This window comes from Pseudomonas sp. BP6, from assembly GCF_017875935.1.
Lineage (GTDB): Bacteria > Pseudomonadota > Gammaproteobacteria > Pseudomonadales > Pseudomonadaceae > Aquipseudomonas > Aquipseudomonas putida_Y.
Map to the genome: position 1 here is coordinate 3,953,210 of NZ_JAGINI010000001.1, position 13,857 is coordinate 3,967,066.

Genomic DNA, 13,857 nt, shown 5'->3' on the forward strand with positions numbered 1-13,857 from the left:
TTCTCCCCACTACTCAAGCGAGTCCAGTCGTAACCGGAGTGGCTTTAGGTTTTGGGGTCTCTATTGTAGGCAACACGCCGCCCCCGCCAGTCGGCGCCGGAATACCGAACACCTCCCGCACACGCTTGGAAATAGCTTGTGGTTCAGTTAATGCCAGAATGGTTTTGAGATCCGCTGACAGCGCATCGCACCAAGTCATAAAGGATCGGAAACGCTCTTCCCCATCATCATTCCACTTCTCGGCAAAATTCTCTCCCTCGACGGTGGGGTTATCTACTCGATACTTGCCGTCAAGCTTAAGCACCAGGTGCGGCATGTAGAGCGCGAGCTCATTCAGCACCTCCACCGGATGTTGGAACACACGCCCCAGATCCGCCAAGCCTTCATAGCAAGTGGTCAGTAAGGTAACAATGATCACCGAGATCGGCTTGGTCCCCCCTTCAATGAGGCCACGCCTAACGCACATGTCCCGATGACGCTTGAACAGGCGAATGGCTACTCGGAGGGTATCGGTAATTTCCACGGTTTGATCTGGCACTGGTGCAATGCTATCCATTACCCGGTTCTTCGCCAATGCCTCCATCGCTGGGACAAGAATCAGCGCACGCTTGGCGGTATCGTCCACCCACTTGCTCATACCGGCCGGATTGGAGGTCTTCCAGCTTGTAGTAGGGGTATCCACCACTGCCAATGCCGTTCCCTCGTATCGCACAGCGCGATAGCGCGGAGCCATGGACTCATACGTATTCCGAGGAACAGTATTCAATGGTACCGATGGCGTGAACTCTAGGTAGAACGACCGCTGTGGGAAAGGGATATTCCAGCAACGCCTTTTTGCTTCAGCGTTCAGATCAACCAAAGCCTTCCCAATGGATTCAAAAAATGCCATTGGTTCGGAGGCTTCGATACGAGAGATGTCCACCTGGCATACTGCGTCGATGTCAAATTTCTCTCTTCCATTAGGCGACCGTATCAAAGTTTTGGTACTGACCGAGCCCTGAGGCAGAATTGATATGGCTTCGGGTGGCCACGAAAGGTTGGAAGCGAGTAGCTCAGCCACTTCCTGATAAGCCCCCTTGGCAGCCTCGATTTCCTCATCACGCACCGCGATGTGCTCATTCACCGCATTGAGCGCTTTTTCCCAATGCGAGTATTCGAGCTGCATGCTTCGAGAGTCGGACGCCAGGCCATCGAGTAGACCCGCATACGACTCAAAGGATTCCTTCAATCGAACAGGGCGTGACCGTTCGGCGTGGATCACCAGCTCAGCACTTTTGGTTTGGCTCATGGCATTAGGCTCGTTATCGAAGAGGAATAGTGATGGACTGCTGCCCGTGAGTGGCGGATACGTGATGACCTGTGATCGATAGGGCAGGAACAAATTTGAAGTCGCGACCTGCGCGGTCATAAACCACGTACTCGGGGTGGTGACCTGCTTGTAACATCTGGCCGAAACGGAACACCGTGCTGGCAGGGCTGATCGCGATGAGGTGGACCTTTGCAACTCGCATCACGTCTTGAGCGTGAACAATTGCTTTGCGCGCAGCTTGCGAAAACTGCTCAAGATCCTCCGGACACCCGATACAATCGGCTCCTGTCTTTGACGTGGTCACACGAATCCAAGGGATCTCGCCGGAATCGACCGCGCGCCTGAATTCAGGAGACAGTGAATCCTCATCAAGACTGGCCGACAGCTCGAGTGTTATAAAAACTTCGTCTGCGCGAACCGCTGGCAAAGGGCTAACGCTGAAAGTACCTGGTGAAGGAGCAGTGGCCTTTGGGTCCCACGCCCAGGTCTTGCGAACCTTGTCGTACTGGAAGACTTGAATAGCCTGCGCTTCACCCATCACTCGACCGGCCAGAACCAAGGTAGGAATATGGTGCAGAGGGAAGATGGCCAGACTTTCGGTGCTCAAGCCGCTGCTGGAATTGAATCCGGTGACGAGCTCTCGAATATGATGCTCATGCTCCCGTAAATATTGGTACCAAAACTCTGGCAGATGACGGTCATCTCGCTGTGATTTGCGGCGCACGTAATGGACGACACCTGGCTCCATGGCTCGTCTGGTCGCCACAATGGCCTCAATCAGCTCCGAGTCATGAAAGTAAGTCGGCACGTTTGCCAAATTAGCATGCAAAGTCACCGCTTTAGTACGCGGAAACGCCAGTGAATTTAGATAATTCCGTACGATATCCCGGTGAGACTGGCGCATTTCGTTCAGGATTTCGGCGGTATAAAACTGAGGTGCGAACGAGTCAATCAGACGATGGTGCTCATCACACATCAGCATGATGTTATCGGGGACATTGGCGAGACGGTGCGAATCAGTCTGACTACCCCGTGGCCCTTCTGGATCCGATGCAACGATGTGTGCCAAATATCCGACTCGGGCAGCTTTGGTCCACAAGGCAATCTCTGACAGATCATGCCCGCAGCCTTCAAACATGCATCTTGCACCTGCATCAGCCCAAACCTTTTGTGCCGTTTTCTCCGAGATCTCTGGTCCCCGACCACTGGTCCTACCGAGCAATCCATCCCGGGTCGCGATGAAAACATCCACCTGGGGCTTACTCTGTACGAGCACATATGCCCACGTGCTATCTGCGGTGTGGGCGGAAAGCAAGGCTTCAAGCCCCATGTCCAGAACGTAGAGCAAGCCTTTGGGGACCAGTTTTTTCAGACTCGATTTTGCTATCGGTCCTGGGTCAGCGGGATGTAAAACGAGACTCGCCTCATCGAGATCAACTAGCTTACAGAGGTAGTCCGCAGTGACGTACGCCACCCGGTGCTTTTGTGTCAGACATCTATCCAGCCAGACAGCCAATTCCTGATCGCTCAAATTGGTTGTAGTCGTGCTGCTGCGTGACGAGGTTGATGAGCCAGAAGACATTTAATCGCCCTAATCCGTGACCGAGTTAAATCGCGCCTCTTGCAGATGAGGGTAAAAAACAAGAATTCAATGGCAATGTGCCATTTTTTTCAGGCTAACACCACTTACGGAGTAGGACTGCCGTCCGCGCCATCGCTGCGACGGAATCAGCTAAGTGCTTGGCGTAAGTATCCAAGAGCATCGTTAGGTTCTGCATGCCCCTGCTCGCCGCGGATCGCCGAGTTGGGGTTTCGCATACCAACGCAGCCTGACTTCGCTTCCCACGCCGTGCCGGTTTATCATTGCAGAATCATAACGAAGGGGGCTTTCGGATCGCCGCACGCTTGCTCCCCGCCCTGGATTTGCGCTGCGCCTGTGGTCCACAGACTCAGGGCTGTGGAATGGTTCGGGTGATCCAGCCAACCAAATTCAACTAGTGCTTTTTGAGCAAGGAGGGCAATTGATACGGTTACCAAGAGCTGAGCCCCAGCCCGCGCTAACGGCTTCCTCCGCAGCAAAACCAGCACAGCACGACCGCCAACAGCGCGGACTATTCTCCATTTATTATAATAAACAACGGTAGCTCAAGATGTTTGATGAAAAGGATTTTTCCGCTGGCAAATTTTGGAGTTTACTGAAGAAGCGCGTCGCCTCGCGCGAGCGGAACGATGAGCTGCAAGTGGACAAAGCCCTGCTGCAGATGCTGTTTATTGTAGCTCTCGACCGTGAGCTGATATCGATTTCGTCCAAGCGATTCCCTTTCAAAGATCTCATTCACTCAAAAGATGATTATGAATTCGATGCACAATGGCGCAATACCCGAGAAGAGATAATTAGCACCATGGACTTGCCGCGTCGGACAGATTTTTTTGCACCGGTCATCGACAGACTCTTCTTTTTGGAAGCATTCCAGGCCATTGACAGTGAATTACCTCGCTCGCCTGTTGAAGCACTGAGACTATTCGATTATCTATTTTTCGCCAGCGCGGCCGCTAACCTCGGAGCCAGCTCACGCTACCTGAGCATGGTCGCCAGATTCTCGAGTATATTAGCTGGTCAAACTAGCAGGCGGGTCGAGGCGTTTGCCTTGACGGGCGAATTCTTATCACTCTCCCCCTCCGGCACGTCAACTATCCGTCCAGAATGGCCCACCGCCTTTATTCGATCCTTCAAGGGTTGGGAGTTTGAATTTGAGCTTCGCATGGAGTTCCTGCATGCCAACACGAAGCAACTCGCAGAGAAGAGTTTCAATACCATACAGCTGTCGCGGGGAGACTTCGTTCTAATCAATGCCCCTCGGAAGCTGGCAAACCGTGCCTCTGCTGCCGATCGACAGCCGCAGATAGCCTCCGCCGCCGATACCTCAATCCAGATGCTGGAAGCATTGCTGGGCCGCAATAATTTTCTCGAAGGTGTGGTGGTAGTTCCCGGTTTAGATCGGACCGCTTCCAAAACCGAGCTTAGACGTATTCGAGAGTGGCTCGTTGAATCGAAGATGTTGGTTGCGGTGATCGATTTCCCCTCGGGAAGCCGTAATGTGACCGTGTCTCATAGCGCCTGGGTGCTGCGTGCCCATTCGAACGCTTCGCGGGAATCCGTGCTAATGGTAGACATGCGATCGCTGCTCTCCCCCAATCATCGTGGGGGGTGGATCGCACTGGCGGAATTCGCGGCTCGCTTGGTCCTGACCTGGGAGAATGATCACCGACCTGCCGACTGGTCCTCGCAGGAGGTCACTAACACCAGTGACAAGCGTCTGTACAATATCTATACACGGGAGTTTAGCGAGGGTTATCGTGACGTACCGGGCCTGTGTGCACTTATATCTAGGACTGAGGTATTGGAGAACCATGCACGGCTACAAGCGCATGACTATTTGAGCACTCAATCCCCCCGCCTCTGGGCCTCTGGTCTTGATCATACTGTGATCACAGAGCTGCTAGCCGCTAAGCGACAGACCCGCGAGCCGATCTATGTGATTGGGAATAATGGTGCGGGAAAGAGCTTGTTGCTGCGTGAGATTGCAGAGCTGTCGGTTGAGCAAGGGTGCGCTACCATCGGTGTAGCATTTGGTTTCAATGATCGCTTTCCCCATCGCTCCCAAAAGAATAAAGAGGATGTTTTTTTTCGCTACGAGGGTAGCCGCGGCACCGGCTCGACCGCGTCATTGAAGAAGCTAGCCTTGGACATGGGTAAAAAGATCTATGACATTCATTGCGACCCTCATCGACTCGCCGCCTTTAGCATGGGATTGGAGCTCTTGGACTTCAGGGCACGCCGCTACTTGATGCCCTACGCAGCTGAATCGAGCGTTCGAGACAACCACCTAATGATCAGCTCGACCGTGTTGCTGAGTGATCTCGCCAGTGAAAATATCGATTTAGTTCAGCCGAATACTCTAGCGACTATGCAGCCTGCGCTGGGACGCATGAGCGCACGAAGCGAGGTCACGCCATTCTCCGAGCTAAGTTCGGGAGAACAACAGATGCTGGCGTTACTCGTGAAAGTCATCGTTTCGGCAACGCCTAACGCACGCATTTTGATCGATGAACCAGAGATAAGTCTGCATGTGAGTTGGCAGCGCTTGTTGCCCATCATGCTGAGTAAAATGTGTGAGCACTTCGATTGCGACATGGTGATTGCGACTCACTCCCCTCTTCTGGTTACGAGTGCGTTGAGCGCCAGCAATCACTGCTTTGTGGCGCAAGATCAGCAACTGATTCCTCTGCGAATTCACGATCGCGGTTCAGTTGAGCGCGTGCTATTCACTGGCTTTGGCACCCACACTGAGAACAACCGACAAGTCTACGAACGATGTGCCGCGATTGTTTCCGAGGCCATCAAAGCTGTGAACGCGGAGGATAAAAATCTACAGACCGTCACCCGCTTGGAAGAGGAACTGGCTGTCATGCAGCGCACCGTGGACGCTGCGACTGGACAGTTGCGCAGCTCATCCCTTGATAGCGAGCTGGACCTGATCGAAAAAACTCGCGAGGCATTGGGCCAGTTGCAAGCCCTGGCGCAAGAGACGGGGGAGAGCGGACAGTGACTTTGTTACCCGTCGGGCGTGACCAACAAGTAGAAGAAGCGCAATACTTGGCCAAATGCCATCGGCGAGTGAAGCGTCGTCCCCATGCAGCGCAGATCATGCAGGACGAGAGCTTCTTTGATGCTGCGCGTAGGGAAAACCGTGATGTGTGGGCCGAATTCTACGCGACTGAGTGGCAAACACCAGCAGGTGCAATAACCGGATCGGATCTGATGTCCGCTCTACGAGACCACCTTGCTCAACTGCAGGGGGAGCAGTGTTGTTATTGCCGACAGGCCTTACTTAAAGGCGGCAACTCGCGCCCTATAGAACATGTGCTACCCCGGGCTGAGCACCCAAGATTCACCCTGCACTTTTGGAATCTTGCCGTCAGCTGCGAACGCTGTAATCGGCTCAAGGGCAGGACACAATCTGAAAACTTTGGACGTGAGCTCGTTGATTATCCCGGCCACACAGATTTCGTCTCTCAGTATCATCCCCGGTTGCATGAGTACGATGCGCACTTTAAGTATGCAGTGATTATGCAAAATGGCGTGACCATACCGTTGTATGCTGGTCGAACCGCCCATGGTCGAAACCTCTGCTCGCAGTTTCTGCACGCCGCGGCTGTCGAGATAACCCTTTTATCACCTAAGTCAGCGCTGCATGAGGACTTGAGCACCATTCAGAAGTTCATCATCAGCCATGATGAGGCTGCGATTGACAAGTTGCAGGCAGCTCAGATCGCCCTGATCGAGGCGATGGTAAAAGCTGCCACTGGTTGATCGACATGCGTGCAAGGTTCCATAGCTGACCTAATCGCCAGCGGTCAGCCCTATCCAAAGGATCAGCGTCTGATTGATTCGGGACGATTTACACCGATTGGCCACCGTATTTCCATCACGTGACCTACGATCTCTTCACAAACCACTTAGTTAGGAGTCAGCACGGGAGCTGATTTCGCCTTGGGATATGCGAAAGCACATAAAAACCATCTTTGGGGTGGAGCGTATGGCGATCGCTCGAGCCCTCGCGCTGCAGCCTTCCGAACCTGATCGGCTTCGAAGAGTTCGGCGGTGCTGCAGACATGCGCTATGCCGCTGAGCACATCACCTCCCAGGATGAAGAAGTCATCCTGATGACTGGTGTAGACACTCAAGCTGTAGCACAAGGTGCGGCATGTAGTGCACGAGCGGAATCAGAGGACCACTGACTTTCATGAGATGGGATCCGGAACGGCTAGCATGCGAGGAGCAGACCCATTCGGATGACGGCTAGTCATGAGAGTCCTTGGCCAAGCGGAACGTCTCCGGATGTAAGACGGCGGAATCACTCTGACACCTCAAATCAGCGAGGCTGATGACAGCGCCTGATCGGGATCAGGGTAAAAATGGATTGCGGTAGGCGCTCAGCTCCGTCTATCGAAACACATCTTGCATGCTAGCATTTTAGTGAGGCATTATAAATTCATAACTACAAACCAGCGGTGCCCATCATGGTCAGCATTGCGTGCAAAGACTTCTCACTCCTGTCATCCCGCTACCGGGTGACCTCATCCTCTAAAGGCTGCCGTCTGGCCGAGCCTTCTCCTACTCGATTTCCCAAGCAGATGAATGCTTTAGCTCTTTGGAGCTAGGGCTCCCTCTGTGAGTGCCCAGGGCCATTGGCCCAATGAAAATAAGGAAAATAGAAATGAGCATGATGAAAGCTGCCCGTCTGCATAAGGTCGGTCCGACGTTCCAGCTCGACTCGATCGAGATCCCGAAACCACGTGCACACGACGTTGTTGTTGAAGTGAAGGCTTGCAACTTGGTGCCCAACCTTCGCAATGTCATCGAGAGCTACTCCACCTGGTTCCCCTACCTTCCACTTCCGAAGCTACCAGCGGTCTACGGCCTGGATGCCGCTGGCATTGTTAAAGAGGTAGGTGCCGGCGTGCACGGCATCAAAGTCGGAGACCGCGTGTACGTGAATCCCGGCCGTAGCTGCGGCTCCTGTCATGCCTGTCTGCGCGGTCAGCACATCAACTGCACCGCATTCACCTTCCAGGGCTACTTCGGGTTTGGCCCAGGCTCTCAAGAAATCTTCGAAGACTACCCCTACGGCGGATTGTGCCAATACATGACCGCGCCAGCGTCGGGCTTGGTCAAGCTCCCTGAAGCGATATCCTTTGAGCAAGGATGTCGGTTTGGCTATCTCGGCACCGCCTATTCGGCCCTTCGAAAAGCAGGCGTGTGTTCTGGTCAGTCTGTGCTGATCAGTGGCGCTACCGGAACACTAGGACTTGGGGCCGTCCTGCTTGCCCTGGCCATGGGTGCTACAAAAATCTTCGCGATGGCCCGAAACCGTCAATTGCTAGAGCGCGTACGTGCGCTCGCCCCAGATCGCATTTTCACTATTTCCGTCGGCGACGAGCCACTGGGTGATTGGGTTCGGAAGCACACCGATGAGCTCGGTGCTGACGTCTTCATTGATGCGGTTGGCCCGGGCGCTCCTCATGAACTTACCGTCGAGGCGATTGGTGCGCTTCGCCGCGGCGGCCGCATGGTGGATATCGGCGGTATGTCTGAGGATCTGCCAGTACCGATGTTCAAACTCATGTGCTTCCAGATCAGCGTGATCGGCTCCCTCTGGTTCACTGTGGCAGAAGGTCAGGACATGGCCGAAATGGCTGCTGCCGGCACCTTGGATCTTTCGGTATTCGACCAAGAGGTCTTCGCCATCGAACAGGTCAACGAGGCAATGGATGCAATAGCAGACCGCAAAGGCGGTTTCACCAACGTTGTAATTAATCCCAGCCTGGCCTGAACAGCAGCGCCGCTCGATCGAGCGGCGCTCAATCGGAGACCGAACATGAAAGTGAGACGAGTGGTTGCGGGAACGCAGAATGGTAAAGCTGTGTTCCTTTCCGACGATTTGGCGCCTCAGACCTATGAATACAAAGCGATTCCAGGATTCGCTACCTCTTTAATCTGGCAAACGGAGGCGCCTCCCACCCTTCCTGAAGCATTTGACGACCCAGTTCAAGCCACCTCTTCACTGCTGCCTCAGCCCGGAGAAACTAAATGCCTGGCGGTAAGCTTCCCGCCTGACACAATCTTCCAGTCCTCGGATTTCAATCCCGATGAAGCTCATGCAGAGCAGCAACGCCACCTGCTCGGGCTTTATGAATGCTTCGACCCTGAGCGACCAGGTATGCACGCTTCTCCGACAGTCGACTACGGCATTGTCGTCAAAGGTCCTCTCGTCCTCGAACTGGACGACGGCCAGATCAGGGAGCTCGCGAGCGGAGACATCGTAGTGCAGCAGGGCAACATTCATGCTTGGCGAAATCCAGGGACCGAACCTGCACTGGTTACATTCGTTCTGATTGGTGCCCACTCTCAGCGGTAAAAATTACATAGGATAATAACAATGAAAAATTATGTAACTCGCGCTGGCGTTGCCAGCGCGCTCGGCTGCTCTTTGCTCGTTTCTTCGCTATGTTACGGTACTGAAAATGGGGATACCGTTTGGCCGCTAGGCGTACAAACTGTTCTTCCAGCAATATTGCCTTCTCCAGGTGAAACCTCTTTGTACAGTTACACCGCCTACTACAAAGCGGACAGCTTTAAAGAGAACAGCGGAAAATCTTCCGTACCCGGATTTAGCTTGGAGAACTTTGTACAGGCTATTCGGGTGGTGCACACATGGGATGTGAAATTTGATAGCGGCGTTACACTCAGCAGCGGAATCATCGGATCAGCAAACAAGATCAAGGTTGAGGCGTTCGGAAACAGCGATACAGACTCCGGTTTTAGGCAGCTGTATCTGACCCCTCTGTATGTCGGCTACTCGCCTTCCGAAAATTTGCATTTGCTAACGGGATTCAGCGCCTTCGTCCCACTAGGTAACTATGACGGTAATAAACTAGCAAATAGCCCGACAGGTAATGCGAGCTATACCCAGGAATTCGACCTGACCTGGTTCCCCCATCCTAACTGGGAGGTATCGATTGCACCGACCTTCACCATCAACGCGAAGAACGACGACACCGACTATCGCTCGGGCAACGTGTTCAACGTTGACTACCTGCTCGGCTACAGGCTGCAGTCGAATCCCAAGGTTCAATTGGGCTTGGTGGGTTATTACACCAAGCAGGTCACCGACGATCGCTACGACCATGGTGACCTCGATGATGGGAATCGGCTGAGTAAATTCGCCGTAGGCCCCCAGATCTTTTATGCGTTCGATCAGAAGTCAGGAGTCGTTCTCAAATGGATGCGTGAGACCGCGGTCAAAAACGGCCCAAAAGGCGACTCGGTATGGCTTGAGTTCGCCTTCCCACTATGAGGCTAGCTTCGCATCCTCAGGCATTTTAGACACGACGTCCTTCGCCACACTGTGAATATGGCTCGCAGCCGCATTGGCTGCGGCCTTTTTGTTTCTGGTCTTCAGCGCTGCAAGAATCTCATCGTGCTCATCAGTAGCAGCATCCAAATGCACTTGGAAGCCACAGGTCTGCACGATGAAAAAGTCGGACAGCTCAAAATTTGCCACTTGGCGCGCCGAGAGTATTGGCGATTTTGCCATTGCGTGCAGCAGGCGATGGAATTCGACGTTCAATGTTCGATAGCTGTCGGCGGCATCGCTGTGCGCTGGGTTGATGCTTCTAATTTTGTCGTTAATTTCAGACATACGCAGCACATCATCAGGGGACCCACGTTCAGCAGCAAGCCCTGCGATTAGCGCTTCGTTGTTCGCAAACATCTGATAGAAGTCATCAACTTCCAAACGTGTAGGGTGCACAACCTCACATCCAACCTGGGCTGTGATCACAACAAAGCCCCTCTCCTGGAGGCTGTTCAGCGCGGTCATGATCGGCTGACGACTGACACCAGTCTCTTCGCCAATTTCCTTGACCAGGATTTTTTCACCGAACGCATATCTACGACTCAGTAGGCGTTCCAAAATGTGCTGATAGATAGCGGTCTTCTTGTTTGCCACTTGCATCGGTATGGTTTTCCTAGGACTGAGTGCACGGTTCAACATTTCGCTAACTGGCTTGCATACTAGCATTTCGGATAGTAAACCAGATTTTTGCACCCATCGCTTCGTCATACGTCGAGACCCATAGCCACGGGGAGGATCCACCCGACGATGAGCGGGCATCGTCAAGCTTGCATGCTAGCATTCTAGCGTGCATGATGATTAGGCAGACAAAAACAAATCTACCTGCATGGCGTTCCCCCTCTGCCCCCCGTTTTGGGAGTTGAGGAGACGCTCATGCCGTCCCAGTGCGAGGCGGCCTGCACTGGGGCACGACGTGAAGGTTTCGTATCGATGAACGCTTACCTGCATTGCCTATCGCACACGCCCCTCATCGGGCATTTCGATCCGCCCAAGAACGTGCTCGATGAAGTGGATGAGGTGGTCCGCGCTGCCCGTGCACGCATCGCCGCTTTCGACCCTGAGCTCGTGGTGCTTTTCGCTCCAGACCATTACAACGGCTTCTTCTACGATGTTATGCCCCCTTTCTGCCTGGGCATGGCGGCTGAAGCCATCGGCGATTTTGGCTCGCTCGCCGGCACCCTCTCTGTGCCTAAATCCATCGCTGAAGCTTGCGCTGAATCTTTGCTGAGCAATGGCATCGACATGCCTGTTTCGTATCGCATGCAGGTCGACCATGGCTTCGCTCAACCGCTCGAATTTCTTCTTGGCGGTTTGGACAAGTACCCGGTCTTGCCGATCTTCGTGAACTGCGTGGCCCCGCCCCTGCCTACCTTCGAACGAGTCAGATTGATGGGTGATGCGGTCGGTCGATTCACCCGCACTTTGAACAAGCGGGTGCTGTTCCTTGGGTCGGGAGGCCTTTCACACCAACCGCCAGTTCCAGAGTTAGCCAAAGTCGATGCCCGGATGGCTGATCGGCTCATGGGAAGTGGCCGCAATCTGCCAGAAGACGAACGTACCGCTCGCACTCAACGAGTGGTCATTGCAGCTGAGCGGTTTGTCGAAGACCAGACCACCCTGCATCCGCTGAACCCTGAGTGGGATCAGTACTTCCTCGACGTTGTTGAGCAGGACCTGCTAAGCGACCTGGATCAACTCCCCAACGCACATCTTTCCGAATTGGCCGGTAAATCCACGCATGAGGTCAAGGCCTGGGTCGCTGCGTTCTCAGCACTCGCTGCCCACGGCGCATATACCGCGACAGATCGCTATTACCGAGAGATCCCGGAGTGGATCGCAGGCTTCGGCTCTATCAGTGCGCACTCTCAGCGCTAACTCACCTTCACGGAGAATCAATCGTGACTGCAATTACTGAAAAAGACACCAGCAAATTCGTTCGCATCCAAGACGGCGAGCTGGATCTGAATATTCATTACAACGACTGCGGTGAAGGCAAAGAAACGGTTGTCATGCTGCATGGTTCCGGCCCTGGTGCTAGCGGCTGGGCCAACTTCAATCGCAATATCGAGCCACTGGTAGAGGCTGGCTTCAGGATCATCCTCATGGACTGCCCTGGCTGGAGCAAAAGTGATTCGATCGTCAGCACCGGCTCTCGCTCCGATCTTAATGCCCGCGTTCTGAAAGGGTTGGTCGATAAGCTGGACCTGGACAAAGTACACCTGCTCGGCAACTCCATGGGTGGCCACACTGCCGTGGCGTTCACGCTGACCTGGCCTGAGCGCGTAGGCAAGCTCGTGCTTATGGGCGGTGGCACCGGTGGGGTCAGCCCATTCGTGTCGATGCCAACTGAAGGTATCAAGCTGTTGAACGGACTGTACCGCGAGCCAACGATCGAGAACCTCAAGAAGATGATGAACATCTTCGTCTACGACCCCAGCGATCTCACGGAGGAGCTGTTCCAAGCACGCCTCGACAACATGCTGGCTCGTAAAGATCATCTCGAAAACTTCACCGCAAGCCTCGCTGCGAACCTCAAGCAATTCCCCGACTTCGGTCATCGTCTCGGCGAGATTCAGGCCGAAACTCTCGTAGTTTGGGGTCGCAACGACCGCTTTGTCCCGATGGATACCGGCCTGCGTCTGGTTGCTGGCATTCCCAATTCTCAACTGCATGTCTTCAACAAATGCGGCCACTGGGCCCAATGGGAACACGCGGACAAGTTCAACCGCATGGTTCTCGACTTCCTCACCCACTGATCGAGGTCAGCATGAACATCACACAAGAGACCCTTGAGCGCTTGGCGGCTGATCTGCGCAGAGCTGAAGGAAAGGGCGAGCCTGTTGGACCACTGCGTGACGTCATCGGCGCCACAAATGTGGAAAGTGCCTATGCGATTCAACGCCTGAACCAAGCCTACGCCATTGCCAATGGGCAACGCCTGGTGGGCCGCAAAATCGGCTTGACCAACCCTAAGGTCCAGGCGCAGCTGGGCGTAGACCAACCGGACTTCGGTTGCCTGTTTGCCGACATGGCGTACGGCGACAACGAAGTGGTTCCGTTCGAGCGTGTTCTTCAGCCCAAGATCGAGGCGGAAATTGCACTGGTTCTGGAGCGCGACCTGCCTAGCGCTTCTACAACCTTTGCAGACGTCATCGCCGCAACTGGCTGGGTGCTCCCGGCGCTCGAAATTGTCGGCAGTCGCATCGAAGGCTGGAACATCAAGTTCGCCGATACCGTAGCTGACAACGCATCAAGTGGGTGCTTTGTACTCGGTGGCCCTGCGCAGCGCATCGATGGCCTTGACCTGCGCGGTGCAACGATGCGCCTCTCCAAAAATGGTGAGGTCGTGAGTTCCGGAAGTGGTGCTGAGTGCCTGGGCAACCCGCTGAATGCCGCCGTTTGGCTCGCCCGCACAATGGCTGAGTTTGGTGAGCCTCTCAGAGCAGGCGACATCATCCTCACTGGCGCCCTGGGGCCAATGGTTGGCGTAAGTCCAGGTGATCATTTTGAAGCCGAAATTGAAGGCCTTGGCCGCGTCGGCGTGTCGTTCAGTGTCGAGTGATGGAG

The 13,857-nt window shown here is 54.3% G+C and carries 11 protein-coding genes and 1 pseudogene; 9 read left to right on the forward strand and 3 right to left on the reverse strand.

The genetic code is table 11. The annotated features are described in order from the left end of the window. Window positions 1-13: 13 nt before the first annotated feature. Both J3A98_RS17975 and J3A98_RS17980 read right to left on the reverse strand, forming a co-directional pair. Entirely contained in the window at window positions 14-1,288 is a 1,275-nt protein-coding gene (locus J3A98_RS17975) for a nucleotidyltransferase (protein ID WP_182408375.1), read from the reverse strand. 13 nt (window positions 1,289-1,301) lie between these two features. Next, the gene (locus J3A98_RS17980; protein ID WP_209967610.1) at window positions 1,302-2,840 is read right to left on the reverse strand and encodes an SAVED domain-containing protein; all 1,539 of its coding nucleotides are present in this window, start codon (window positions 2,838-2,840) and stop codon (window positions 1,302-1,304) included. A gap of 619 nt (window positions 2,841-3,459) precedes the next feature. Between J3A98_RS17980 and J3A98_RS17985 the strand changes: the two genes are divergently transcribed. The 6 genes and pseudogenes from J3A98_RS17985 to J3A98_RS18010 all read left to right on the forward strand — a co-directional run bounded on the left by J3A98_RS17985 (window position 3,460) and on the right by J3A98_RS18010 (window position 10,230). Then, a complete protein-coding gene (locus J3A98_RS17985) occupies window positions 3,460-5,919 on the forward strand; it encodes an AAA family ATPase (RefSeq protein ID WP_182408377.1) in 2,460 nt (819 codons plus the stop codon). Next, window positions 5,916-6,683: a hypothetical protein gene (locus J3A98_RS17990; RefSeq protein ID WP_182408378.1), complete on the forward strand. Its 768-nt coding sequence runs from the start codon at window positions 5,916-5,918 to the stop codon at window positions 6,681-6,683. Before J3A98_RS17985 ends, J3A98_RS17990 begins: the two co-directional genes overlap by 4 nt. 260 nt (window positions 6,684-6,943) lie before the next feature. Continuing rightward, a pseudogene (locus tag J3A98_RS17995) lies at window positions 6,944-7,063 on the forward strand (dihydrodipicolinate synthase family protein); the annotation flags it as partial. Window positions 7,064-7,590: 527 nt separating this feature from the next. Continuing rightward, complete coding sequence (locus J3A98_RS18000) at window positions 7,591-8,706, forward strand: alcohol dehydrogenase catalytic domain-containing protein (RefSeq protein ID WP_019437714.1); 1,116 nt, start codon at window positions 7,591-7,593, stop codon at window positions 8,704-8,706. Between the two features lie 45 nt (window positions 8,707-8,751). After that, entirely contained in the window at window positions 8,752-9,291 is a 540-nt protein-coding gene (locus J3A98_RS18005) for a cupin domain-containing protein (RefSeq protein WP_182408379.1), read from the forward strand. Window positions 9,292-9,312: 21 nt separating this feature from the next. Next, window positions 9,313-10,230, forward strand: a complete 918-nt coding sequence (locus J3A98_RS18010; RefSeq protein ID WP_233455702.1) for a transporter — start codon at window positions 9,313-9,315, stop codon at window positions 10,228-10,230. Here the strand turns inward: J3A98_RS18010 and J3A98_RS18015 are convergent. Then, complete coding sequence (locus J3A98_RS18015; protein ID WP_156867047.1) at window positions 10,225-10,890, reverse strand: GntR family transcriptional regulator; 666 nt, start codon at window positions 10,888-10,890, stop codon at window positions 10,225-10,227. The genes J3A98_RS18010 and J3A98_RS18015 overlap by 6 nt on opposite strands. Before the next feature lie 330 nt (window positions 10,891-11,220). On the opposite strand from J3A98_RS18015, the gene mhpB reads away from it, so the two are divergent. Genes mhpB through mhpD form a run of 3 tightly spaced genes read left to right on the forward strand, consistent with a single transcriptional unit; the run spans window position 11,221 to window position 13,852 of the window. Further along, a complete protein-coding gene (gene mhpB / locus J3A98_RS18020) occupies window positions 11,221-12,165 on the forward strand; it encodes a 3-carboxyethylcatechol 2,3-dioxygenase (RefSeq protein ID WP_182337307.1) in 945 nt (314 codons plus the stop codon). Between the two features lie 23 nt (window positions 12,166-12,188). Next, complete coding sequence (locus tag J3A98_RS18025) at window positions 12,189-13,046, forward strand: alpha/beta fold hydrolase (RefSeq protein ID WP_182408380.1); 858 nt, start codon at window positions 12,189-12,191, stop codon at window positions 13,044-13,046. 11 nt (window positions 13,047-13,057) lie between these two features. Next, entirely contained in the window at window positions 13,058-13,852 is a 795-nt protein-coding gene (gene mhpD, locus J3A98_RS18030) for a 2-keto-4-pentenoate hydratase (protein ID WP_019437720.1), read from the forward strand. Window positions 13,853-13,857 lie beyond the last annotated feature (5 nt).